The sequence below is a fragment of the Moorena sp. SIO3A2 genome (assembly GCF_010672265.1).
Lineage (GTDB): Bacteria > Cyanobacteriota > Cyanobacteriia > Cyanobacteriales > Coleofasciculaceae > Moorena > Moorena producens.
The window spans coordinates 71371-96182 of record NZ_JAAHHC010000002.1 but is presented as its reverse complement, the minus strand read 5'-3'; the positions used below and the strand labels follow the sequence as shown (position 1 = coordinate 96182).

General features: G+C 42.2%; 18 protein-coding genes. 5 read left to right on the top strand and 13 right to left on the bottom strand.

Going from position 1 to position 24812, the window contains the following annotated elements:
• Positions 1–298 precede the first annotated feature (298 nt).
• The 13 genes from F6K64_RS03580 to F6K64_RS03520 form a co-directional block, all read right to left on the bottom strand.
• On the bottom strand, positions 299–2083 hold the full coding sequence (locus F6K64_RS03580) for an ABC transporter ATP-binding protein (RefSeq protein ID WP_044493896.1): 1785 nt from the start codon (positions 2081–2083) through the stop codon (positions 299–301).
• 132 nt (positions 2084–2215) lie between these two features.
• The gene (locus F6K64_RS03575) at positions 2216–3172 is read right to left on the bottom strand and encodes a glycosyltransferase family 2 protein (RefSeq protein ID WP_008186679.1); all 957 of its coding nucleotides are present in this window, start codon (positions 3170–3172) and stop codon (positions 2216–2218) included.
• Positions 3173–3335: 163 nt separating this feature from the next.
• Complete coding sequence (locus F6K64_RS03570) at positions 3336–4520, bottom strand: glycosyltransferase (protein WP_008186682.1); 1185 nt, start codon at positions 4518–4520, stop codon at positions 3336–3338.
• Positions 4521–4582: 62 nt separating this feature from the next.
• Entirely contained in the window at positions 4583–5650 is a 1068-nt protein-coding gene (locus tag F6K64_RS03565) for an acyltransferase family protein (protein WP_287249832.1), read from the bottom strand.
• 253 nt (positions 5651–5903) lie between these two features.
• On the bottom strand, positions 5904–7145 hold the full coding sequence (locus tag F6K64_RS03560; protein ID WP_287249830.1) for a lipopolysaccharide biosynthesis protein: 1242 nt from the start codon (positions 7143–7145) through the stop codon (positions 5904–5906).
• A 153-nt stretch (positions 7146–7298) separates the two neighbouring features.
• Positions 7299–7739, bottom strand: a complete 441-nt coding sequence (locus F6K64_RS03555) for a hypothetical protein (protein ID WP_287249828.1) — start codon at positions 7737–7739, stop codon at positions 7299–7301.
• Positions 7732–8856, bottom strand: coding sequence for a hypothetical protein (locus F6K64_RS03550; protein ID WP_287249827.1), 1125 nt, complete (start codon positions 8854–8856; stop codon positions 7732–7734). Before F6K64_RS03550 ends, F6K64_RS03555 begins: the two co-directional genes overlap by 8 nt.
• Before the next feature lie 402 nt (positions 8857–9258).
• Positions 9259–9795, bottom strand: coding sequence for a serine acetyltransferase (locus F6K64_RS03545; protein WP_008186691.1), 537 nt, complete (start codon positions 9793–9795; stop codon positions 9259–9261).
• A 181-nt stretch (positions 9796–9976) separates the two neighbouring features.
• The gene (locus F6K64_RS03540) at positions 9977–10972 is read right to left on the bottom strand and encodes a class I SAM-dependent methyltransferase (protein WP_287249824.1); all 996 of its coding nucleotides are present in this window, start codon (positions 10970–10972) and stop codon (positions 9977–9979) included.
• An 87-nt stretch (positions 10973–11059) separates the two neighbouring features.
• Positions 11060–12526, bottom strand: a complete 1467-nt coding sequence (locus F6K64_RS03535) for an O-antigen ligase family protein (RefSeq protein ID WP_287249822.1) — start codon at positions 12524–12526, stop codon at positions 11060–11062.
• Positions 12513–14708, bottom strand: a complete 2196-nt coding sequence (locus F6K64_RS03530) for a GumC family protein (RefSeq protein WP_287264859.1) — start codon at positions 14706–14708, stop codon at positions 12513–12515. The genes F6K64_RS03535 and F6K64_RS03530 overlap by 14 nt, the downstream gene beginning before the upstream one ends.
• A gap of 23 nt (positions 14709–14731) precedes the next feature.
• Positions 14732–15904 carry a glycosyltransferase family 4 protein gene (locus F6K64_RS03525; RefSeq protein WP_287264857.1) on the bottom strand — a complete coding sequence of 391 codons (1173 nt, stop codon included), beginning with the start codon at positions 15902–15904 and terminating at the stop codon, positions 14732–14734.
• A gap of 312 nt (positions 15905–16216) precedes the next feature.
• On the bottom strand, positions 16217–17419 hold the full coding sequence (locus F6K64_RS03520; RefSeq protein ID WP_287264856.1) for a glycosyltransferase family 4 protein: 1203 nt from the start codon (positions 17417–17419) through the stop codon (positions 16217–16219).
• A gap of 2092 nt (positions 17420–19511) precedes the next feature.
• Here F6K64_RS03520 and F6K64_RS03515 point away from each other — a divergent pair.
• The 5 genes from F6K64_RS03515 to F6K64_RS03495 all read left to right on the top strand — a co-directional run bounded on the left by F6K64_RS03515 (position 19512) and on the right by F6K64_RS03495 (position 24724).
• The gene (locus F6K64_RS03515) at positions 19512–20795 is read left to right on the top strand and encodes an AAA-like domain-containing protein (RefSeq protein WP_287264855.1); all 1284 of its coding nucleotides are present in this window, start codon (positions 19512–19514) and stop codon (positions 20793–20795) included.
• A 107-nt stretch (positions 20796–20902) separates the two neighbouring features.
• Positions 20903–21586: a dTMP kinase gene (gene tmk, locus F6K64_RS03510; RefSeq protein ID WP_287247664.1), complete on the top strand. Its 684-nt coding sequence runs from the start codon at positions 20903–20905 to the stop codon at positions 21584–21586.
• Complete coding sequence (holB, locus tag F6K64_RS03505) at positions 21556–22515, top strand: DNA polymerase III subunit delta' (protein ID WP_287247662.1); 960 nt, start codon at positions 21556–21558, stop codon at positions 22513–22515. Before tmk ends, holB begins: the two co-directional genes overlap by 31 nt.
• 445 nt (positions 22516–22960) lie before the next feature.
• Positions 22961–23563: a peroxiredoxin gene (locus F6K64_RS03500; protein ID WP_008186710.1), complete on the top strand. Its 603-nt coding sequence runs from the start codon at positions 22961–22963 to the stop codon at positions 23561–23563.
• Positions 23564–23959: 396 nt separating this feature from the next.
• Entirely contained in the window at positions 23960–24724 is a 765-nt protein-coding gene (locus tag F6K64_RS03495) for a hypothetical protein (protein ID WP_071104782.1), read from the top strand.
• Positions 24725–24812 lie beyond the last annotated feature (88 nt).

Genomic DNA, 24812 nt, shown 5'->3' with positions numbered 1-24812 from the left:
ATATTTATCGATTAATATAATATTTTTTACTAAAAAAACTCATTAATTCAGGACAGATATTATTCTTATCCATCTTAGTTTTATCCCAATCAAGTCAATGTCCCATTAATGATCTATAGCGGTGTTCACTTTGGTGAGGTACAGAGTACCTGGTTTTAGGGAACAGCGGATATGGGAACAGGGAACAGATAAGATGGAAGATGGAAGAGGGAATAGGAAACAGTGAACAGGGAAAAAAACTTGTGTACCTCATTAGGCTAGAAACCGCTATAGGAAATAGAGAGCTGACTTAGTTTTATCAAATGTGGACATGGCGATTTTGCAAGCGATAGAGTTCAGCAAAGAATCCATTGAGCTTCAATAAATCCTGAAACTTCCCATGTTCGATGACTTGTCCCTGCTTCAACACCAAGATCTGATCAGCTTGTTCAATGGTGGATAGGCGATGGGCAATAACAATCACCGTTCGATTTTGACTAAGATTATTTAGCGCCTCTTGGATTAAGTTCTCGGAAACACTATCGAGAGCATTAGTTGCCTCATCGAGAATCAGAATTTCTGGGTCGCGGACGATAGCACGAGCCAAGGCGATACGCTGTCGCTGACCTCCTGAGAGTCGAATTCCTCGGTCTCCTACCTTGGTATCATAACCTTCAGGTAATTCACTGATAAATTCATGGGCATGGGCAAGTTTGGCTGCTGTTCTAATTTCGTCTTCTGTAGCATCCAACCGACCATAGGCAATGTTTTCCCGTACTGTTGTACTAAACATATGAATCTCCTGACTAACCAGGGCAATTCGGCTGCGCCAGTCAGCTAGATTCAGCTGTTGCAAGGGATAACCATCTATATAAATCTCTCCCTCTGTAGGGTCATAAAAACGGTAAATTAAGCCAATAATTGTCGATTTACCCGCACCTGAAGAACCTACTAAGGCAATGGTTTTACCTTGTGGGATAGCAATTGAAATATTCTTAAGTGCAGGTTTTTCCGAGGGGTTGTAGTGAAAGGTAACAGATTGAAAAGAGATTTCTTGTCTGAGACCTTTAAAAGGAGTGTTACCAGAGTGAATATAAGGTTTATCAGAGGGATCCAAAAGATACATGACGTCCTCTACAGCACTTGTCAACGCAGCAAGTTCCACACGGGCACTATCTAACTGCTTCACGTGGGGTTGTAGACGATAGAGCATAAATAGAAACGTTAGTAAGCTCGGTAGGGTAGCTTGGTTCTGAAGCAGTGCAATAACTAGAATGCATAGAAGTAGAATTGTAGAGAGGACTTCAGAAAGGGGATTCACAACTTTAGCGAAAAGCTGAATCTTTAGCAAAGTATTACTTAAGTGCTTTGATGCCAGATCAAAACGCTTCTGCTCATAGGATTCATGGCCAAAAGCCCGAATCACCTTCATTCCAGAAAACCCTTCCAACATCAGGCAAGCAAGGGCAGAATTAGCCTGTAAAACTTGTTTACCTCTGTCATTTACCGAGCGTGTCACAAACTTTATACTCAGGGAAATGAGTACCAATCCAGCAGCAACTAAAAGGGTGAGTTGCCACGATATTAACAGTAACAGAATTACAAATACAGAAATGCTGCAAACATTAATTATCAGGTTAAAAAAGTGCGATAGAGCCTCACAACTCCGCCAGGTTTGATCACTAAGTGTGTCAAGTAACTTTCCCGATTGATTCCTTTCTAAAAAAGAATAGCTGACTTTCAGAAGCTGGTTAAAAACACTGGAACGCAACCGATGGTTAATCCTGAGGTAAAGCCAAGACACTAAACTACTATTTATATAAACAATGGAGTTCTTTATAAAAAGTATTATGAAGATAGAAAAAGCAATAAAAAAAATCCGAGCTTGGCTTGGAAAATTAATAACGAGTTGCTCAATATTATTTAAAATCAAGCTATTTTGGAAGGCTTGAGATCCTAGATTGCCAGAACTTTCCAGAAGAGGAATAAATAAACTAATACTAAATCCTTCTGCCAAAGAAGAGAATACGCCTAAGGTAATAATTAATGGAAAAACCCAAGGATAAAATTTAAGCAATGGCGATAATATTCTGATTTGATTCATGCTTTCTTGTTAATCCTAAGCGCTGTGCGCAGGGAATAGGGAATAGAGAATAGGGAATAGGGAACAGGGAATAATTTAGCGTGTTATTGTCTTATCAAGGTTTTAGCAATTCGTCTTCGATTACAGAAAAGATTAAGTTGAAATACCCAACGCTAGTTGACGCAGGGCTTGGGTAAGCGATCGCACGCCGTCGTAGCCATGAGGTCCAAACCAGCGGATTAACATAATTGCTAAACTCAGGCGGATATAGCTCTGTGAATAGCGCATTTGTGGATAGTGCAAAAAAGCTTGTCTACGGAAATGCATTGCTTCTTTGTAGTTTCCCTGATCTACTGAATTCCAAGCCTGGTAGAGATTTAAGTAGCTATAACTCCGGTTACGCAAGTACAACAAATCAGAGGGAACAGATTGGAAATTTTTTTCTATGGCCTGACGTGAATCCTGGATCATTTTCTCACGCCTTTTAGACATGCTACTGGCATGCTGTCGCCAAAGAGTTAAGGGTTCTTTGACCACCGCAAATAGATACTGAGCTGCAATCCGAATCCACATATCTCGATCAGCAGCGCTGGATAAGTTGGGGTCGAACATTCCGACAGTGTCAAAGCAACTCCGACGAACCATAGCTGAGCTGCCATTGCCAATCATGTTAACCACCAGAATTTGCTCCCAGACATTTCCTTGTTGATGGAAAGCTATAATGCTGTTTGTGGGTTTACCTTGTTGATCAACTAGAGCGGTCCAGGTATAGACTAGACCTGCCTCTGGATATTCTTCTAAACAGCTTACCTGTTTTTCAAGTTTAGTTGGCTTCCATAAATCATCTGCATCTAAGAAGGCTATATATTTTCCTTGAGCCTGGGCGATGCCTGTATTTCGTGCTACAGACACCCCCTGATTTTCCTGGGAAATCAGTTTGACTCGGGGGTCTGCTATTTGAGATGCCCATTCAACAATGTGGTCTGAACTACCATCGTTGATAATCAGTAACTCAAAGTCAGCAAGGGTTTGCGCTAAAACACTCTCCACTGTTTTCGGGAGGTATTCCATCCCATTATATGCTGGAATAACAACAGTAACTTTTGGCATAGTCAAGTTCATTAATCAAGTTATTTAATCAAACTATTTTGCTAAAGTTAATATTAACTCGAAACAATAATAGGACAGATTAATTGTGGTTAAATGCAACATTAAACTGGAAAATTATGCTCATAATATTTTGGAAAAAGTAGCAAATATTTAACTATTTAATCTAGTCAAGACTAGACTGACTAATCATTTGCATAATTAAATCACGATAGCGTAGAGCAACCATGTCCCAGCTAAAACGCATCCCATTCTTTCTAGCCTTAGTTTTCCAATCTTTGCTCAAAGCCTGTGCGATCGCTCCAGCATAAACATCTGGATTGGTGACATCACACACAATACCAGCATCGCCAATCATATAGCGACGAATCTCATCATCAGTAGTAACAACTCCTAAGCCGCTAGACATTGCTTGTAGGTAAGCATTGGCAAATGGTTCATCGATAGAAGGGAGGGTAAATAGATTCCCATACCGATAAACCTCAGGCATTTGATTGAAGGGAAAGGTCTGTATGGCAAAGCGATTAGCTCCCAACAATTCCTCACCTAATGCTTGAAAATATTCACGGTCAGGTCCATCGCCACAAATCAGAAGACTCCCATAGGGAAGCTTTGCGATCGCTCGAATTGTCAGTTCAACCCGTTTGTGATCGTTATGATTTAAAGAAGCAACACACAACACAATCGGCTTGTTCAAACCTAGGTCGATCTGATTTCCCTCTGGCTTGAATCGATCCATATCTACGCCGTTGGGAATAATTGTGACAGGCTGATTAGGACGCTGTTTATCAACAAAGTCAGCCATGGTCTCAGAGAAAACCACCAGATGATTGGGACAAAATCGCAGGCTTCGCGCCAGTGATTGTCCACCGCCAGTCAAACCAGTGTGTGCTTTAAACAGAATGGGTGTGCCAATCAGTGCTCTTACAAAAGCTGCCATGGCCAAACCGCCATAGTCATTGCAAGGAAAGATTAAGTCGGCTGGCTTCCTTAGCAGTCGCATTGCACAGGGAATAAAACTACTCAAGTGTTCAATGACCATATCAGGGTGAGTAGAGACGCTCCTGAACACTGAGTTAACCAGAGGATTACGTAAGATCTGACGAGCTTTTGTACGAGGGATGCCACCAGCAGGATAGTAAAAAGGACTACAGGGAGCCCCTGCTAACAATTCCACCTCGAAATACGGGCTTAGATGGTGAGTAAGCTCGATCGCAAAGTTTTCGGTGCCACCACTCCAGTTGACTCCTGCACTGGGATGGACTATGGCAACTTTGTAGGAGCGTTTAGTTTTCGTGGGCATTTGAGGCTCTAAAGGAGACCCAAATCGCTTTGGAGGCATAGTTTCCATAAAGTAAGGATAAAAACAGTTGATGTGGTCAAAATCAACCTCTTTAAAATTGGATAGTTTATTTAATTCTTCACTAGGAGTGGTCTCAACCTTGAAATAATGGGCTTTTCAATATAAAAATATACAATACACCCTACTGCTACAGCTATAACTGCATTAAAAATAGCAAATATACTTAAGGTTATTGAATTGGCAAGGAATATCTTTAGTCCAAGATTATTTACTAATATTTTCGTTGAATTATTCATGACAAAACCGTGTATTAAATAAATAGAATAAGATGCGTCTCCTAAAATCATAAGAAGGGGATTAACGTCAATATTTTTGCTTAATTCTAGAGATACTGAGCCAATTATAAGTATTGTTGAAGGTATACCGAAGGCAATAACATCTGAAACGCTCACAAGACCGTAATTGGTATTGATGGCAGATATAGTATATAAGAAACACCCTAAACAAATCAAGTATAAACCATGATTAATTTTATGTCTAGATAAAATATAAGCAGCTAAGCAGCCCAGAATAAATTCCAAATTAAGTTCATTAAAAACAAGCTGGATAGTAGCCTGATCTTCAGGAAAGCTTATGAAGCCAAAAAATGTTAATAATGTTGCTAATATCCAAACGGTAATTGATGGCACCAATAGTTTGGGTTTAACCCATATCAAAAAACTAAATAAAATATAAAAAAATACTTCAAAAGTTAATGTCCAACTAACTCCAATAAAACTTGAAGAAAGTATTTCCCTGTCTTGAGGAAAAAGAATAAAGGCTTTTATTATTTCACCAAAACTACCTTGATGCGTACTCGAATAATCAAACATAAATGATGCTATTAATTTGCCTGTTAATACTACCCAGTAAATTGGGTATATCCTAACAAGTCTTTTCAGAACAAAAGATTTAAGCCTGGAAGGGTTTTGAATATCTTTTTTATGAATATAAAAGATAATAAATCCACTCAAAACGAAAAAAAAATCTACTCCAGAACCCCCAAAAGCAAATATATCAAATAAAAAATCTCGATTTAGATTTTGATTAAATATGAGATCGCCATGAACAAGTACTACGAGTAATGCAGCTATTCCACGAAAAACTTGTATAAGCTTTAATTGTTTAGATTTTGACATTATAAAATTTTCCCTGAATTATTACTGGTTATCAATTGTGAATATGGTAAGTATTTTGATAGGCTATTATAGGATATTTGAAATATATAAATTAACGCTATATATAGCACTAAGCCTTCAAGTTATGACATTCATAAACTCCGAAACTTAATCATAGCTTACTTCTGACTTGCGCGTAGCGCTATATAACCTTAGTGGAGCTTCAACCTCTACCGGAGCAATATTTCAGATTAATCTTTAAGTTATATAGTTTTTATTTAAAGACATATCTAATAGCCCAAATAGTGAAAATAGGCGTCAGCAATTGACAAATGAGTACTGCACGAGCCACCCAAACAATTCCCCAGTTAACAGCTAGGAGTAAGCAACTAGAAAAGATTACAGTATAAATCAAATTCCAATAAAGATTTAGCTTAGTTTTACCGACAGCATTGAGGAGCTCAGTTGTAGTATTAGTAAGAGCAAGGGGCAGAGCCGAAAGACAAATAAGTATCAAAATTGGAATTGCCACTACCCACTTCTGTCCAAAAACAATTGGTACGTAGAGGGGAGCTAGACTTGCCTGGAGCAGAATGAGGGGCAATACAATGATAGCAGTGGTTTTCAGACTACTAAAATACCGATTCTTAAGTTGGGTTAAATTTTCTCTGACTGCACAAAGATAAGGAAATACAGAGGAAGTAAATAATTTGATGACATTTTGGCTAATTCCCAAGCCAGCATTGAAGGCAAAGAAATATAGTCCCAGTGCCTCAACACCTAGAAAGCCACCAACGAGTAAGTAGTCGAGATTTGACCTAAGCTTTTCGAGTAACTCAACCCCAAGAATTTTGCAGCTGAAACTAAGGACTGACTGCCAATTATGAAGCTTTAAGGATGTAGGTGCTCGCCAAGGATGATGTCGGTAATTAATCAAAATATGCACCGGAGTCGATAAAACCATTGCCCAAACTGCAGCCCATACTCCCATGCCTAATATAGCTAATATTACAGTTATGATATTGCCGATTATCGCCTGGCAGGCATTAGCAAAAGCTGTAACTTTTAGTCGATTATCTCGCCTAATCATTGCAGATTGAACTATAAACAATGGCATCATTAGGTAGATCAATGCGATAGTGATTATGGGCAAAATTATTTGGTTATTGCCATAAAATTTAGCAATGGGAAAGGCAGCAATACATTGGATAACAAACATCAAACCACCAAAAATCCAATTAAGCCAGTAGGATGTATTGCATACAGCTTCTAGCTCTTGTTCACTAGCCTGAATAATTTTGGATTCTGTACCAGCTCTGAGGATTAGAACATTGCCAAATTCAAAGGTGGTATAAATAGCAGATACCAGTCCGTAATCTTGAGGAGTAAACATACGAGCTAAAGTAACTGTTGTAGCTAGACGGGAGAGACGATTGACTAGCTCTGCTATTCCCATCCAACCAGCATTGCGAATAAATTCGCCCGATGATAGTTGCTTGAACTTATTAATTAGCATTGGGTGGTCTGTACTGTAAGTTTTATCTAGTCAAGGATAGTTTTATTCAAGATGGCAAAATTGACTTACTGGTCTAATCACTTCTTTGACCAAATATATCCAACTCCCTCTCAGGTAATTTAGAGCATCAAAGTAGCAGCCAAATCGGTCAGATCAGCTTACTTGAGCCTGGGATATGGCGCGGCAATACTCACTAAATATTTTCCATCTTGGAAACATAATCTTTTCTTGGTTTGCCGGGTACCACCATTGAGGGTACTCATAGTCATCATTCTCACCATTCTTGCTGTACACCTGCACTGATTGTTTCGGATGTCTGCTGTAAAACAACAGGTATTCAGGAATGTCATAGAACCGTCCCAACAGAGCTAGTATTGCTAGTAAAACTTCATCGGCATGACCGTAGTTGCCTAAAGACAAAGTCTTCTTTAGGAGACTGCTATGAATTAATCTGAAAACTGGGTAGCACCGACTCATATTGCAAACTAAACTACGGAAACGCACCCGTGGTTGGTGTGAGTCAGCATGGAACTTACCATCGCCTAAGATGGAAATCAATAGGCGTCTAACCGTACTAGCTAGTTTTTTAGTCACTGTTTGAGTCTGCGGTTTTAGCTAAGGTTGGAGCTAAAGGTTCTCTAAGTTGACCACCTCCCCCGACAGTGTCTGGTCCATTGTTAGTAACAATATGTAAGGCTTGAACAAGCTTCATAAAGTCTTGGTAAAAGGGATTATTAGTGGGCGCTCTAGCCGTTAAACCGTAACCGTAGGTGGCTTTAAATTCTTCTTCAACCCCCTGTTCTGCTGCTAAAGCATAAGCGTCTCTACCTGTGACATCTACTTGATAAGCACCGTAGTCTTGGAGAGCATGAAACAGCTTTTTCCCTGCTGGGGTAGTTAGACCTAGGCTCTTTTCACTTACCTCCGGCGGAATTGCTAACAGAGAACCCATTACCAGTTGAGGGTCTTCACCTTTATATATCTTTGGAGCAGCTGAATCTGCCCTATCTGCAGGCCAACGGTATCCTGGTGTAGAACTTTGGGGATTGTAATAGATATATTTTTCCCAAAGCTCTAGTTTTAAAACATGACGAATCGGTTCGCTACCAATTAATTCTCCCTTGCGTATTGCTCCTCCTAAAGAGGACAATCCAGAACCAAGATGACCTCCGGCAATACCTTGACTGTATAGATCCAAATCTTTTTTCGGCCAGTGATAGCCATATACCGGACCACCGTTTTGACAGCGAGCCATTGGTTCTAGCTGGATGATAGTACGACCGTCAGGCTGTAGCAAGGCGGCAGCATTATTGGGAGTGGAATACCTAACGAGAGTGTTAATGGCATCAGGAACAATTAAATCATCAGGAATGGGGATAGATAAGTTTTCATAGGTTGTAGTTCCGCTACAACGCTTAGTCCAACTATCAGGGTCATACAACGGTCGCAGTGGACTACTAGCAGGAATAATAAATAAAAGATCGACATCTATAGTGGAGCGAGCCGATCGCGGCAAATTAGCTGGTTTATACTCAGCATTACTGCCGATGGGCATGTTCCAGATTGAGTCCTGAGAAAAAGGCCATAACCAGGGGTCACGAGTGGTAGGAGTGTTGGCATTAGCGGCAGAAGTAGTGGTATTAGCAGTAATAGATTGCTTCGGTTTAAAATAGTTAGCTAAACCGATACTGATAGTTATCGTTACCAGCACCAGAACTATTACTACATACCATCTGAATTTCCGACTGAATTTCCTAGATTTGAATAGCATAATCAGGAGCAGGAGAAAGGGGAGATGGGTAGCTATCGAGCAACACTTGATAGACGCCGACGCAGACTGTAATCTACCTCTAGCAATCTGCTGTAGCTCTGAGATCGGAAGAACTGCCTCAGTGCGATCGCAAAACTCAAACGGATAAAGTCTAGAGAGAAGCGCAGCTTAGGATAGTGTAGAAGGGCTTGCTGACGATAATGATTTGTCTGTCGGTAATCACTATTAACCTTCTGCAGAGATTTCCAAGCTAAGTTGAGCTTGGCATAACCATAGCTATGGCTCTAGATATTATGCTTAAAAATTAGCGATACTTTAGTTATTTAATACTGATACTATTTTTTATAAATTAACTTTTTTTTTACAAAGTTTACGAATAACTCTTGCCGGGTTTCCTACAACTACAGAACTCTCAGGAACATCCTTTACAACTACAGAACCAGCACCAATTACAGCATTATCTCCAATGGTAATCGCACCAATAATCACCACATTGGAGCCGATATCTACATTATTGCCAATTTTTGGGCAACCGCTATAGGAACCATCTGGTAATTGTTTATTTCCAATAGTGGTTGAGTGTCTTAAGGTACAATTTGCGCCAATAACAGTTTCATGATTTACCACCAAACCTATGCCATGCAAAAGCTTAGTATTAGCTCCAATCTGAGTATCCCAAGGCAATTCAATTCCTAATATACATTCTACTAATACTTGGTAAAGTAAACGATAAAAAATCGATAAAAATGAAAAAGGTGCAGGTAATTTACCAAGCAAATGTGTTGAACGAAACATCAATAAAATGAACCGAGCCTTCAAGTTAGACTCATAGTAATTAACTTGCCAATCTTGTAGTAAATAATTACTGATATTATTCATTATTTTTGGCATTATAAAATAATATTTAAATCCTAGTATATTTCACTAATTTATAAAATTAAAACTTTGAAATGCACCCAAATACTATTGCATAGCTACAAAAAAAATAACCAGTATCCATCAGGAAAACTATTGGATATTAACTAACTTCATACTTCAAACTTCCGCGTAGCGAAGCTAGTTAGAAAGAACTGGCTTGTGTTCCTCTGTAGAGAGTTATTAGTTCTGTGTCGTCAAGAATTTTTTCACTCTTTTTGCCCATAAAGTAAAAACCTGATGCCGAATCAAATGTCCCCGATTTATCAATTAGATAGTAGTCGAAATATTTCAACCAAAAAGATGTCAGTCTGGCAATAACCTTAATCAAACTTCTTGCCATAGGTGTCTTAACAAAACTTAAAAGAAAGTATTGATATGACCAGGCTAATGCCATTCCTGGTCCACAGACAGCACCACTACAAATTTCTTCAAATTTGCGGAATAAACGACGATGTCCTAAGTGAGTGAAGCGAGTAAAATCATATCTTCCTAGGTGTACTTGTTGCATAAACGGAGTTTCTGAATAAACTAAACCATCTTTTTTGAGCACTCGATGAATTTCTTCAACACAACGGGATGGATCTACAACATGTTCAAGGACAGCTTGGATTATGACTCCATCAAATGAATTGTCTTTAAAAGGAATATTGTGGGAGTCAAAAATTACTGCTATACGGGAATCATAAGCAACATCACTTTCGATAATTTCAATGGCAGGTACTGATAACAGCTCTTCCATACCTTGACCAATCACACTACCTCCAATTATCAGTACTTTAGGACTATCAGTCTGCTTGAGCACAAGTTCTGTGAATTTTTTGTAATTCCTCTTACCTTTCAAATTCAGGATAATGCTAGGAATCAAATTGATGGCAATTCTTTCTAATTTTGGTTTTGGGTTAAGATCAGCATTTTCGGGATTTAGAAAGTTTTTAATCTTAAATATACTAGATGATTCATTGATCAAAATTGGTTTATCCTGAACAACAGGATAATTTTTTTGGCATTGATAATTTGTACATCTCAACTGATTTTTTATTGATTCTAAACTAGACAAGCAACAGGGACAGCAAAGCAAGTCTTGAGTACTTGATGATAAGTTAATTTCAGCATTATTTATGATGTTTTGATTAGTCATGGTGTTGTATTGCTATTGGTTAAAGTCTCAACTATTTCGTGAGTGAAATAATTCGCGTCACTCCTATAAAAGCTAGAGTTACCCTGATCAAAAAGGTGTAAGCCGTGCAGGAGGACTAACCGGTGTGTGATTTTCTGAAGGCGGCAGATCATCCCAATTCCAACCCACCACTGCCAACAAGGTATACCAGTAGAAAAAGAGAGTGGTATGACTCCAGATATTTTCGGTAATCATCCCCACAGGTACAGCCAGAAGAACCGCCAACATGGCTAAACACAGATTTCGTTGTCCACTGCCAGGAGATGCCTGTCGAAATAATTGAACAAGACGCCCAACCTGAACTCCGAGGAAGACCAACCAAGTTACCAGTCCTAGGATTCCTCCTTCTACCAGGGCTCGAATGTAATCATTGTGGGGATACAGCCCATTGGTACTAACATCAGCACTAATTCCGAGACCGTAACCGAGGATAGGAAAATGTTGCCATTGCTGTAGTAGGTAATGCCACTGAGCAATTCGCCAGTTGAAACTGTTGTGGTCTCCCTTGGAGAGGAGGATGGCACGCCAAATATCGATGTCTGGATTGCCTAAGGGTGTTTCAGTGATTGAGCCGAGACGTTCTTGACCAAACTCCGTACTACCAAACAAAACTATAATTCCGACAAATAGGACTATGCCACCGATTAGGTTCACTATGCTCAATCTAGGGGCGATTAAAACCACAATAAAGGTACCAAGCATCATCAAACCAAATAGAGCCTTAGTACTCACATACACAAGGCTAAGTAAACCCAGCAATAGCATCCAGATCCAGCGTGGCTTTGACTGGGTTAGCCTCCAATAGGTCAGACCCATGAACAGCAATAACCAGGTTACAAAGCCATTAGGGTGACCAATAGTCCCTTTGATTCGAGATACTTCATCTAGTGTTTCGGAATAACCTCCATCAGCAGCAAACATGGGAGGTAAAACCGAAGGTACAAACATCTGGAGCAACGCTACTGTAACTGGTAAGAGCAGAGCCCAAAACAGCCCATAGACAACTTGCTTAGGTGGAAGCCTGTCCTTGAGTTGCATTACCAGCAAGTAGACCATCAGCCAAGAAAATAGACGTATCCACTCACGGATGCTTTCTAGCAAAAACGAAGCATCTAGCCCCAGCCCTCCCAGAGGCAAAAGTATCACCCACAAGCCTTGTAGCATCACCCAACCAGCAAAGAACCACCAAAACTTATCAGTGCGTACAGTTTGCCCCCTCAGTAACATCACTGTCACATAAAGCAAAGTCAAGCCGTCGAGTCCGATAGCAAAAGCTGCTGGTACCTGTTGATCAGAAAACGGATCGAGACAGCTACGCAAGATCAATAGTCCCAGTACCGCTTGCTCAAACCGGGCAAAGAAGTAGACCACCACCGCTACTGCAACCAACCCTAAACCAAGCAAAATCGGCTGAGTACCTGCGAGTAAGCCAACAGCTAGACCAATCGGCACACCTGCCAGTCCTAGCCAAAAGGTCAGAGCAGAGGAACGATGCCAGGGGTTATGAATCTGCATGATCAACCCCCTTGGATACAACAGCACAATTGTTACTGGCTTCCTTGCCATGGGTCTGCCTGAATTCGGCTTGAGGCTGGTAACTATCGAAGGAATCGAAATAGTACTGTTGAGTCCGATCGCTTATGCCATTGGCAACAAACCCCAGTATGGGAGTGCTACTATCTTTCAATTCCGATACTGTCTGTAGTAGGATATCTTTCTGGGTAAAGTTGGGACGTGTGACTATCACCAACCCATCACTATACCGACTCAAGATATGGGCATCAGCAAAACTACTAACTGGTGGCGTGTCTACAATCACTAGGTCATAATGATCTGCGGCTGCTGCCAAAATAGACTTGATCATCTGTGACTGTAGGAAGGTAGCCGAACCAGAGGGCTGGTCACTACAGGTCAAAATCGAAAGGTTTGCGATGGCTGTGGGTTGCACCGCCGACCGCCAGGTTTGATTGCTGTCAATTACATCTGTAACCTTTGGCTTAGGGGGTAAGCCAAACAAATTGTGCTGCATTGGGTGACGCCAGTCGGCATCAATAATCAATGTCCGCCGGGAAAATCTTACTGAAACCGCACCCAAGTGGGAAGCTACCACTGACTTACCTTCTCCGGAAACAGCACTGCTGACCACAATCAGCTGTAAGGTCTTCTGAGCACGCAACTCCATGGTTGTCAGGAGCAGGCGGTAAGGCTCCATTAACCTCATATCTTCCAAGAATCGGTTCGGTTGCTCAAGACTGAGTGCCTGAGCAGGTATCTTCGGTAATACCCCCAGCCTAGGCAGCTTCAGGAGTGCCTCCGCTTCCGAGGCATCGTGTAGGGTATTATCCATTACCTCCAGCAGCAGCACCATACCGACAGCTAGGGCAATTCCAGCAGCAGTAGCTATCACCAGCACCACTTTTGGATTGGGTTCCTGGGGTGATGAAGGAAGTTTTGCCCGCTCAATAATTTGAATATTGCTAACTAGTTGGGCTTCTGCAATCCGTGCTTCTTCCAGTTTGTTTTGGAGGAGTTTAAGAGAGGCAATTGCTTCTTCTTGTCGGCGAACTAAGCTAGCAAAGGGTTGCCGTAGAACTGGTATTTGACCAAGACGATTCTGGAGTTTAATGCGCTCAGTCTGCACCAGGTAGAGCTTTTGTTCCAGTGCCGACCGTTCTGTTTGAGCTAAAATAAATCTAGAGGTAAAGTCCTGGCTCAACTGATCAGAGGCCACATCACCAGGGGCAATAATTTGATTATTGGACTGATTAGTCGGTAACAGACGAGAAAGTTTTTGATTGTAGAGGGTAAGGAGTTCATACCGCTCCTGAACCAGTGATATCATCGCTGGATTTTGATCAGTTAGACGCGATCGCATTTTGGCTAACTCCCGATCCAACTCTACTAGCTGAGCTCGTAAGGCTTGGAGTTCTTGATCTTGACCAATGCGTCCAGCGATGTAAGCATTCTGAGTATTATTCAGACTGGTTATGGTCTGGAGTTCTTGGCTACGGGTTTTAGCATCTTGGAGTTGAATAGACACAGCACGTTCTTGGTCTTCTAAAGTAGCTAAACTCCTGACTAAGAGTTGTGTTTGTTCCTCCGGAGAAACTAAACCAGTGGTCTGTTTAAATTTGTTTAACGCTGCTTCTGCTGCTGCTACCTCCAAACGCCGTAATGGTACTTCTTTCTCCAAAAATTCCCGCACAGCTCTAGCTTCTGAACGAATCCCTTCAGCACTTTCAGTAACCATTGCGTTGGCGACAGCATTGAGCACCGTGGTTACCAATTCTGGATTTTGACCCTGATAGCTCAGCTCAAGAATATTGGTAGCAGGCACAATTTTTACCTTTAAATCCTCACGGAGTGTGTCTATGGTCAGTCCTTCTTGTGAACTGCCGAGTAGAGCAATCTCGTCAAGTGCTCCCTGAAGAAGCCGTTCTGACCCCACTAGTTCTGCTTGAGTTGCGATTGGGTCAGCTCCACCGGGTGTATTAGCAGGGACTTGGCTGAGGTTGTCACCCAACTCAGATACACTCACCTTTTTATTGTCCAGCATCAGCCGTGCTTTCACTTGGTACACTGGTGGGGTAACAACCAAATAGGCAATCGCTCCACCAATTACGGATGTAAAGGTAACAAGGGCTGGCAAAAGCCGCCGCTTTAAGGCTAATGGTAGTGATGAAAGGCTGGTGTCCATAACGTTGACGAAACTCTGTGGTTTTACTGGTTCTTGAAAAAGGGGAGCGTGACACTGAATTTGGGATCAGAGGACGCACAGAGTTTTTGATACAGTCTTAAGTTATCAGCAGTAATTTTGTCCCAGTTATAGTAAGTGGCTACATGGTCTTGTGCCTTCTTGGCCATGTCCGCTAACTCTTGAGGTTGGCGGATCGCCCTCTCTAGAGCTTGGACACAAGAGTCTACGTTTCCTGCTTGGAACAGTAGACCTCGTTGTTCACCAATCAATTGCTGATGGGGAGGGATATCACTAGCGAGCACTGGAATCCCTTCCTGCATTGCCTCTAGCATCACCAGCGGTAATCCTTCTAAATCCGAAGGCAGAACAAACAACCCTGCGCCCCGAACAATCTCGGCTAAGCGACTTCCATAGAGTTCACCAACGAATAACACGTCTTGATTTGTGCCTGCCAAGTCATGTAGGTTGGCGATGTAGTTATGAGTGTCACTATCACCACCAGCAATCACCAGTTTCCAACCGTTAGATTTGAGCCGTTGGAAAGCTTTGATCAGTAGATCAGGTCGTTTTTCCGGTACAAGCCTGCCCAAGAACAGAATGTAACGCCCCGGGTTTAGACCTAGGAATTTACCATAGGAAAATTTGGGGTCTGACTCTGGGTAAATCCCTGGAGCATTGGGAATATTGACTGTATTCTTGCTATAGGTGTTGAGAAAGTAATTTTGGAGTGCTTGTGACACTACCACTAACTCATGGGCAGAGTAGACCGCGTTCCTCTCCCCCAAACGAATTAACCCACTCGACCATTTCCCCCACTTGGCTCGTTGCCAGTCCAATCCCTGACAGGTAACCACAATTTTTGCAGAAGAGGCAATTCTGGAGAGCCAGGAGAACACAGCTGGACCTAGGGCATGGAAATGAATGATGTCGTAGCGTTTGCCACTGGAGATAATCGCTGCCAGGGCAGCATTAGCCAAAGCATCTATTCCTCTGAATTGTATCGAGGGTAGAGAGATTACTCGAACACCTTTGTAGTCAGAGGATGAAAAACCGGTAGACTCGGTGTAGGACGACCGTGCAAATAGATCTACCGAATGACCCTGGGCAACGATTCTGGGATAGAGTTCTGTGCAGTAACGTTCAATGCCACCTTGCTTAACAGGTACTCCTTTGGCTCCAATTACAGCAATTTTCATGAGTTCTAGTTTTCTCTTTTACAATACTCTTCGGCAGACTAATGAAGTGGTGATGACACCCTGAGTATGTAAGGTAAGCATTCAGCCGTCAGCCGTCAGCCGTCAGCTTATTTTATTCAAAAGCTGTTCGGTGTAGCGTGCGCTATGGGCATAAACTGTTCAGTGTAGCGTGGCCACAGGCCTTTGGCTGATACGCGACACGCTAATAGCTGATAGCTGATAGCACCTCAAGTAGCACCATCTGTAGCGCATATGCTTACTATGTAAGTTTGACTGCTCTATCTTGATTAAAGGCAGCGGATTAGACAGAGATTAGGCAGACCGTTGGTGAGCACGGTTGAGCATTTGCTCATAAACACTGCTGACAACTGTGCGAGCACTATAGGGTTGAGCCGTGCGCACACAGGAGGAGGCTGAATAATTCTCTGGATGGTGCAAGACCTTACCCAAAGCATCTGCGATCGCAACGGCAGTACGCTCTTTGCAAACAATCCCACTGTCAGCACCGAGAAATTTGGGGGTTTCACCACAATTCGTAGTCACTACAGGTGTCCCACAGGCGAGAGCCTCAAGGACAGTCAAGGGCAGTCCTTCGTAAACGCTAGTCAAAACAAAGACACTACAGACACGGTATAAGTCTGCTAGTTTTTCCTGACCTACTGCTCCAAGCATAGTCACTCGGTTAGACAACCCAAGAAAGGAAATTTCACCACGGAGTTCATCCTTTAACTCCCCATCCCCAGCAATCAGTAAGTGAACATTGGCAATATATAAAGTTGCCATCGCCCGTATCAGTAACATCGGGTCTTTCTGAGGATGCAGACGACCGGCGAAAAGGATAAAACGGGTCTGTTCAGACAAATTATGCTCCTGTGCCAGAGCTTTGCGTCCCTGTGCTCGTTGCTTTGGGTCTAGGGGATAGAACACCTCGTCATCAACAGTGTTTTTCAGGTAAGCAACACGATTTGCGATCGCTGGATAACGCTGTTGATAAAACTTAGCTGATTCAGTATTGCAGGAAAAAATTTGGCTAAATTGCTTCACCAGTAAGCCTTCGAGGGCAAAATAGCTTGCGGAAAAACGCTGCCAAAGAATGCCATTATTAGCCGTTGCAGGATTCATCTGCTTGGCAATGTCATTGTGTACAAACAGCGTCTTCTCTCCAGACCAATTGAGAGCTGCTAAGCTGGGTTCGATGCGATGAAAATGCATAAAATCCGATGCCAAGCAACGACCGAACAGGGCAGTCGTATACTTCACCGTCGTCGGTATCAAGCCCCTAACATTGTCATCTTCCAAAGGAAACAGGGGCATAAATTGAATGGCTCGACCCGCTACTTCTCCTTCTTGCCAGACACCGGAAGCTGAAGCCAGGTCTCCTGTTCCGACCAACCGCACCTCGAACTCACTGGGAGCATATTTGATAAAGGAGCGGATGACGGTCTGAATCCCACCAATGCTGCTATGCCAAGGATTAAACTGATAGAAAATAGTTAAAATTAGTTTCTTGGTCACTTTAATTAATAAGAAGTAAAACTGTTTGAGAGTCAGTGATTTATGGGTTATAGTTTATAGATTTTATCAATTGCTTTAGGTACTTTAGTCCTGGGTTTTAGGGAGTCGGGAGTCGGGAGTCGGGAGTCGGGACTCGGGACTCGGGAGTCGGGACTCGGGAGTCGGGACTCGGGACTCGGGACTCGGGATTAGGGAGTAGCGACTAGGGATAATAAAATTGACTGTACTTCATAAGTATGCTCAACGCTATATAGCATTTATCAAATAGGTGAGGTACACATTTTTTTGATTTTATGGAACATAAAAAAATGCTCTTAGGTATCTGGTATGCTTAACTTGTATTAATTTTAATTAATTCAAATTAATACTGTTTATAGCTCTGATATTTTGATAATTATTTTTTTAATATCAATCGATTATCAATGCCTAAAATGATTGCTAAGCAATATTTTTAATCATTGCTTCTGACAAATTAGCATAGTCATTACGTAATTACCTATATTTTTAGGAATAGTGTGTTTACCAACTAACTAGTATTCTTGGATTCGTTACCCTTGATTCCCTATAGATATTACGTCGATGGCATTAATTAAATCCCCTAACCTAGGGTAGAAATATATTTTTTTTTCCAAAGTAATTATTGGATTGTTTGAAATCATCAAAACTTGGTAATTTTTAGTTTAATAACTAATTATTAACTACACCTTCAAGACTCTAAATCCGGATATTTAGTAAAAATTGATCAGTTACTGGATTTATAAAGTTCTAACAATAGTTAGTGAATACTTTGTGAATACTCTCAACTTAAAAAAGCTTAAAATTATTTCCAGACAAATTTTCCCGAAAAAACTGAACACTTAAGACATATTTCTGTTCCCTGTTCCCTGTTCCCTGTTCCCTGCGCGCAGCGCTATCAGTTATTAATTTTGGACTCTGATAGTCTTGGTAAAAAAACCCAGCACAATATGGATCGGAACCATAATTCCAATCAAGATGGTAGTGCTAACTAGTAGATAGGGATTGTTTGGTATCCCACATTCCGCACTTCAAAGTGTAGTTTGGAAGCTACTGCGTCCCGCTACGGCAACACAAACACTGAGAACAGGTTAATTTATAACACCTTAAGTATTCCTAATCAACAATATCGCCAGCATTACCAGAGTATAGATACTAGAGTCTACATACAACACCGAATATTACAAACTGACGTGGGGACTCTCGGTTCACAGTCTATCGCCCTGAATTTTATCCCTGACTCCCAGAGCAACTGCATCTAGACTGTGATACACCCATAATTCTATATCCCAAAGGAATCATTACAAATGTGACCTTGCACTGTCAATAAAAACCCAATAAAAAGCTGTAGCCAATGTCTTATAAGATTTGGCTACATCGTGGCGGCTATCTGCTGGGCATTTAGCCCACTAATCTACCGCTTTATTGAGACTATTATCAATTAACCCGAAATTTGACGGAAAAATTTGCCCAAAAATTATTTTAATTGTATATTAAAACTTAATTTAGTTAATTTGTCAAGTGTTCAATGTAACTAATTGACTATCGTGGAACCTAACTATCCATTCCGTGCCATACTGGAATCAAGCTACCTGATCTGATCAGCTTACTGATCCCTAAAAGCCTGTGTGACACTTAACTAGAGAATTTCCATTGGAGTTGTAAACCTAATTGCTTAGGGAAAGGCAAGAGGAATCCCCCCTAACCCCCCTTAGTAAGGGGGGCGGGCAAGAGGCAAGAGCTAATCAAGTATATAAAGATTTTTGGGAATCGAAAAAACTGTAATACTTGTTTACAATTCATTGGGAAATTCTATAGCAGTTTTCAATTGGGTGAGGTACTTTCGTCCTGGGTTTTAGGGAGTAGGGAGTAGGCAGTAGGGAGTAGGAATCCCCGCGCGCAAGGGGGTAATAAAATTGAATGTACCTCATCGGTATGATCAACACTCTATATTCCTTATAATTATTCAAACAATTGATCTTCCTTGGTTTTGGTCATCTCTGACTCAAGACCATCAGCAAAAGGTGCACAGAGTAAGGCGATGACAGTAGATCAGCTCATAGATGTACTCACAGTTATGGGGTACACTAAATTGACTTCCCTTCAGGAATGGATTCTGTACCAAGCCTGGGAAGAAAAAACCTATGCCGAGATGGCGGAGGAGATACACTACGGTAGTGAATATCTCAGGAGAATCGCTTCTAAGTTATGGCTATTGCTCAGCAAGATTTTTGGCAAACCAATCACCAAGGGCAACTTCAAACCAGTTTTAGCTAGCATTCCTCTGAGTCCCTTACAGCAAGAGCTAATCGAGCAATATTACCAATCCTTGAGCCAATGCCCAACCTTTCCCATTGGAGTAGTCCCCCTATCATCAGCGTTTTACATTAAACGTCCCGTTGTCGAAGAAATGGCTTACCAAGCCATTGAACAACTCGGAAGTCTAATCCTGATTAGATCCCCGAAAGAGACCGGTAAAACCTCTTTGATGCTGCGGATAGTAGACCGGGCAAAATCCCTAGGTTACGGAACAGTATGGATTAATTTTGCCCAAGCAGAAAGAGCGATTTTAAGTAATTTAGATCGGTTATTACGTTGGTTGTGTGCTAATCTATGTAATCAACTGGTGCTTGCCAAGCAATTGGATGAGTATTGGCATGAGGACATCGGCAGCAAAGCAAGCTGTAGCTCTTTTTTTCAAGGACATATCTTAGAGTCCCTTGAACAGCCCCTAGTTTTGGCGATGGATGAAGTGAATTTGCTCCTTGAGCATAGGCAAACAGCTCTTGACTTTTTTATTCTGTTGCGATCTTGGTCTGAGGCTGCCAAACACGTCACACCTTGGCAAAAGCTGCGGCTTGTGCTTGCTTACTCCACAGAAGTTGATATTCCTGTTAAAATAGCTGACTATTTATCGAATTTAGGATTGCCCATTGAATTACCCCAGTTTAACCTTCAACAAATTCAGCAGTTAGCCCAGCTTTATGGACTCGATTGGTTTAGAGGTCAAGCTAGGGAGAAATTAATGGCTATGGTGGGGGGACATCCGAAATTAGTGCAGCTTGCTCTCTATCACTTGGCTTGTCAAAACCTTAGCCTAGAACAACTTCTTGATCAAGCACCTACCCGAGAGGGAATTTATAGGGATCATCTGCTGCTAAAATTAACTAGACTTAGGCAAAATCCTGAGTTAGCCACTTTCTTCAACAAGGTGATTCAAACCGATAGAGGTGTTGAGTTAGATTCAATCTTAATCAATAGATTAAAGAATCTAGGTTTGATCATCTTTGACGGAAATCACGTCATGCCAAGTTGTGATTTATATCGTCAGTATTTATTAGCACAGCTTAAGGAGGCGTGATTGATCGCCAAGCTAATTGGAACCGCTGAATGCCTGAGCTTGTTCAAGCCATTGTTTAAGCTGTAGGCTATCAAACATTAGCGCCATGAGTAGTAAAGGAGGTAGGCTTGAGCGGTAAGCTAATTGTTTTCGAGGGAGTGGAAGGCGGTGGTAAAACTACCCAACTGCAGCGATGCTCAAATTGGCTTCGAGCTGGTGGCTTACAAGACTGTCTAGGTACTTTGGATCAAACCATGCCCGTTGTAGTCACAAGAGAACCGGGGGGAACATTATTAGGCGCTAAGGTTCGCCAACTGCTACTAGATAGAGATTCCTCACCTATTCACCCTCGGGCTGAACTTTTACTCTATGCTGCTGATCGGGCTGAACATGTTGAAGAGTTGATTAAGCCACAGTTGGTCAACGGAGCAATTATTTTATGCGATCGCTACACGGATTCCACAATTGCCTACCAGGGTTATGGCCGAGGTATTGACTTGAAATTGATCGAGGAGCTTAATCAAATTGCTACCGGTGGACTGGAAAGTGACCTCACCCTGTGGCTAGATATTGATGTCGAAATTGGTCTGGAACGGGCGCGACAGCGGGGAACCGTTGACCGCATGGAGCAAGCTGACTTAGCATTTCACCGACGAGTGCAGCAGGGATTTCAGGAGTTGTATCAACAAAATCCCGATCGGATTGTTCGGGTAGATGCTAGCTACAGTGAGGAGGAGGTGCATAATGCCATTCAGAAGATTTTGGGTGAACGGTTGAGAACATGGTTCCAGGAGCGTTCGATTTTATCCTAGGGCAAGACCAAGCGATCGCATTATTGCACGGAGCAATTACAACTAACCGCATTGCCCCTGCCTACCTGTTTGCTGGTCCATCTGGGGTGGGGCGGAGTCTGGTAGCACGGGCTTTTATTGAACAGTTGTTTTGTCAAGGTATCCCCGCTGATGGGCAAGTCTCAATTAAAAAACGACTTATTCAGGGCAATCACCCGGATGTATTGTGGCTAGAGCCAACCTATCTCCACAATGGTACACTGGTGTCTGCTACAGAGGCTGTCCAAAAAGGAATTCAGCGTCAGGCACCCCCCCAAATTCGGTTGGAACAAATTCGGGAAATTGCTCGGTTTCTGAGTAATTCTCCTCTAGAAGCATCACGCAAGGTAGTGGTACTAGAGCAGGCAGAAACTATGGCAGAGCCAGCAGCCAATGGTTTGCTGAAGACTCTCGAAGAACCGGGAAACGCTACGTTGATAGTGATCGCACCTAACACTGAATCTTTGTTGCCGACCCTAGTGTCTCGCTGTCAGCGGATTCCATTTTCTCGGCTGGGGCCCGAAACTATGACAACAGTGCTGCGGCAAACCGGTCATGAACAAATTTTACAGGAACCATCAGTACTCGCCATTGCCCAGGGAAGTCCGGGGGAAGCGATCGCTGCTTTTGAGCAACTCAAAGCCATGCCCCCAAACTTACTCACCCAACTTACCCAGTTACCCCACACATCCCGTCAAGCATTAGCACTGGCAAAGGAAATTGACAACAACCTGGATACCCACACTCAGCTTTGGTTAGTGAAGTATTTACAACACTGCTACTGGCAATCACACACTCAACCAGAGATGATTAAAAAGCTAGAGCAAGCTCGGCGATACCTGCTCAGTTATGCTCAGCCGCGATTGGTTTGGGAGGTAACCCTGTTGGAATTGAGTATTCTTGAAGCATGAAGGGTTAGGAGTAAATTATAAAGCATGAAGAATAAAGTGTAAAAGAGTAATTGGGAAGGATCAACGATAAAGCTCCATCAAATATTTCCTAATACTGGATACTTATATGCGCTCTTACCATTAAGAATTAAATTCGCCACGGGTCGCACCTGAAGGAAAGCCTACTAATCAAAATCGTTATGACTATGATCTAATTGTAAAGGTTCGTAAATAATCAATTAGATTTGATACCATTTGTGTGGTAGGTTACAGATCATGTCATGGTCTCGGCATGGACATGGGATATTGGTTAGATCATTTTCTTATCCATGAACTCCCTCTCAAGATGTATCTTTTTAGCCAGCACTTTGAGAAATAGTATGGGTAGCAAGGTTTGAGGTGACCACCACTTGATCAGCAATCTGTAGCCAACTGACACCCTAGACACTATAAGGAGAATAACGACATGACTACGACAGAAGGATGTCTCCGGGTAGGCCAACTGGCTCCCGACTTCACGGCCACTGCTGTATTCGAGCAAGAGTTCAAGACAATTAAACTGTCTGACTATCGTGGTAAATACGTCGTTCTGTTTTTCTATCCCCTAGACTTCACATTTGTTTGCCCTACTGAAATTACTGCATTTAGCGATCGCTTTGAAGAATTCAAAGAACTAGGCACCGAAGTCCTTGGCGTCTCTGTTGACAGTGAATTCTCTCACCTGGCTTGGATTCAGACTGACCGCAAGGATGGAGGTGTAGGCGATCTAGCTTATCCTCTGGTTTCTGATATCAAAAAAGACATCAGCACAGATTACAACGTTCTTGACCCGGAAGCTGGTATTGCCTTACGTGGTTTATTCATCATGGACAAGGAGGGCATAATCCAGCATGCTACTGTCAATAACCTCTCCTTTGGTCGTAGCGTTGACGAAACCCTGCGTACCTTGAAAGCGATTCAATACGTTCAAGCTCATCCCGATGAAGTTTGCCCAGCAGGCTGGCAACCAGGTGACAAAACTATGAACCCTGACCCTGTTAAATCAAAGGTTTACTTTGCTGCGGTATAACGGAATCACGAATATCTCCGCCCTCCTACCTTGAAGACTGAGCTTTGATACTGGGAAATTGAGTGGGTATAATACCTGTTCAATTTCCCATTAACATTATGAGGGTAGTGATAAATAGGTAGTGATAGAACATTGCATTTCTGGTAAGCAAGTTGACCATTGCTCGATTAGGAAATCTTATCTAAATTCCTAATAGGCTAGAGGATATAGCACGGCAGTAAAGGAAAACAACAGTTGCTGTCCCCCCGCACTACCCCAGTCAAGAATGCTCGTTCTTTGTGGGAAAATGGTCAAGAAGTCTGTGTCAGTACCTACACATGTTGGTCCGCATATAGTGAGTAGGGAGGAGTGTCAATCGATTGAATCAAAAAATGGCGCTGCCTGGGAGGAAGTACAATGTCAGAAGAGCAAAAACAGCAGCCAGAAGCGGCAAATGATCAACCAATGCAAACGCCGCCGACACCATCAGTGACAGATAAATCCAAAGACAGCTTGGAAACAACAAGTCAATCGCCTCAGACCACTGGCAAGGGAAAGTTATCGTCTTCTCAGCCTAAGTCTGGATTAATGAATCGCTTGCTGCCGATTCTTAGTACTCTTGGCCGGTTGTGGGATGGCACCTTAAAAAAAGTCCGCTCCTTGCTACCGGCAGCTTGGAATGAAAAACTGTCTGATTGGATGTTGACTGGTGCGATCGCAAGCGTAGTAGTAGTCATTCTATGGACAACACTAGCGCTTCTACCAAAGACACCAGCACAGGTGGCACAAGTTCCTGCTGATACCATTAATTCTCCACAAAATTTGGAAGTTCCTCAGGAATCAAAATTTGTGGAATCGGAACCCATACCCACACCAGAGTTAACTCCTGAACAAAGCCTGATTGTCGCAATTCAAAATCAAATTGCGGCTATTACCGCTCAGTACGGTAATGACCTGATTCAAGCAATTGAGGCGAACTTTCTCAGAAGTATGCTCTTGGTCAAGGTCAGTGATGAGTGGTACCAACTCAACGATGCTCAGCAGAATACCTTAGCTCAAAGGATGCTGAGTCAGTCTCAACAATTAGACTTTAACAAGTTGGAAATTACTGACTTAGAGGGAACGTTACTTGCCCGTAGTCCTGTGGTGGGGTCAAGTATGGTCATTTTTACCCGACATTAATGGTATTATCTGTTGAGGGTTGAGGGTTGACAGTCAAGTGTCCACCCTCAACAACCCCAACTATTTATGTGATAAGATACCAGACAAA

Coding starts and splice junctions, on each gene's coding strand:
- F6K64_RS03580 (WP_044493896.1), bottom strand. CDS start 2,083: ATGAATCAAATCAGAATATTATCGCCATTGCTTAAATTTTATCCTTGG.
- F6K64_RS03575 (WP_008186679.1), bottom strand. CDS start 3,172: ATGCCAAAAGTTACTGTTGTTATTCCAGCATATAATGGGATGGAATAC.
- F6K64_RS03570 (WP_008186682.1), bottom strand. CDS start 4,520: ATGGAAACTATGCCTCCAAAGCGATTTGGGTCTCCTTTAGAGCCTCAA.
- F6K64_RS03565 (WP_287249832.1), bottom strand. CDS start 5,650: ATGTCAAAATCTAAACAATTAAAGCTTATACAAGTTTTTCGTGGAATA.
- F6K64_RS03560 (WP_287249830.1), bottom strand. CDS start 7,145: ATGCTAATTAATAAGTTCAAGCAACTATCATCGGGCGAATTTATTCGC.
- F6K64_RS03545 (WP_008186691.1), bottom strand. CDS start 9,795: ATGAATAATATCAGTAATTATTTACTACAAGATTGGCAAGTTAATTAC.
- F6K64_RS03540 (WP_287249824.1), bottom strand. CDS start 10,972: ATGACTAATCAAAACATCATAAATAATGCTGAAATTAACTTATCATCA.
- F6K64_RS03535 (WP_287249822.1), bottom strand. CDS start 12,526: ATGCAGATTCATAACCCCTGGCATCGTTCCTCTGCTCTGACCTTTTGG.
- F6K64_RS03530 (WP_287264859.1), bottom strand. CDS start 14,708: ATGGACACCAGCCTTTCATCACTACCATTAGCCTTAAAGCGGCGGCTT.
- F6K64_RS03525 (WP_287264857.1), bottom strand. CDS start 15,904: ATGAAAATTGCTGTAATTGGAGCCAAAGGAGTACCTGTTAAGCAAGGT.
- F6K64_RS03515 (WP_287264855.1), top strand. CDS start 19,512: ATGGGGTACACTAAATTGACTTCCCTTCAGGAATGGATTCTGTACCAA.
- holB (WP_287247662.1), top strand. CDS start 21,556: ATGGTTCCAGGAGCGTTCGATTTTATCCTAGGGCAAGACCAAGCGATC.
- F6K64_RS03500 (WP_008186710.1), top strand. CDS start 22,961: ATGACTACGACAGAAGGATGTCTCCGGGTAGGCCAACTGGCTCCCGAC.
- F6K64_RS03495 (WP_071104782.1), top strand. CDS start 23,960: ATGTCAGAAGAGCAAAAACAGCAGCCAGAAGCGGCAAATGATCAACCA.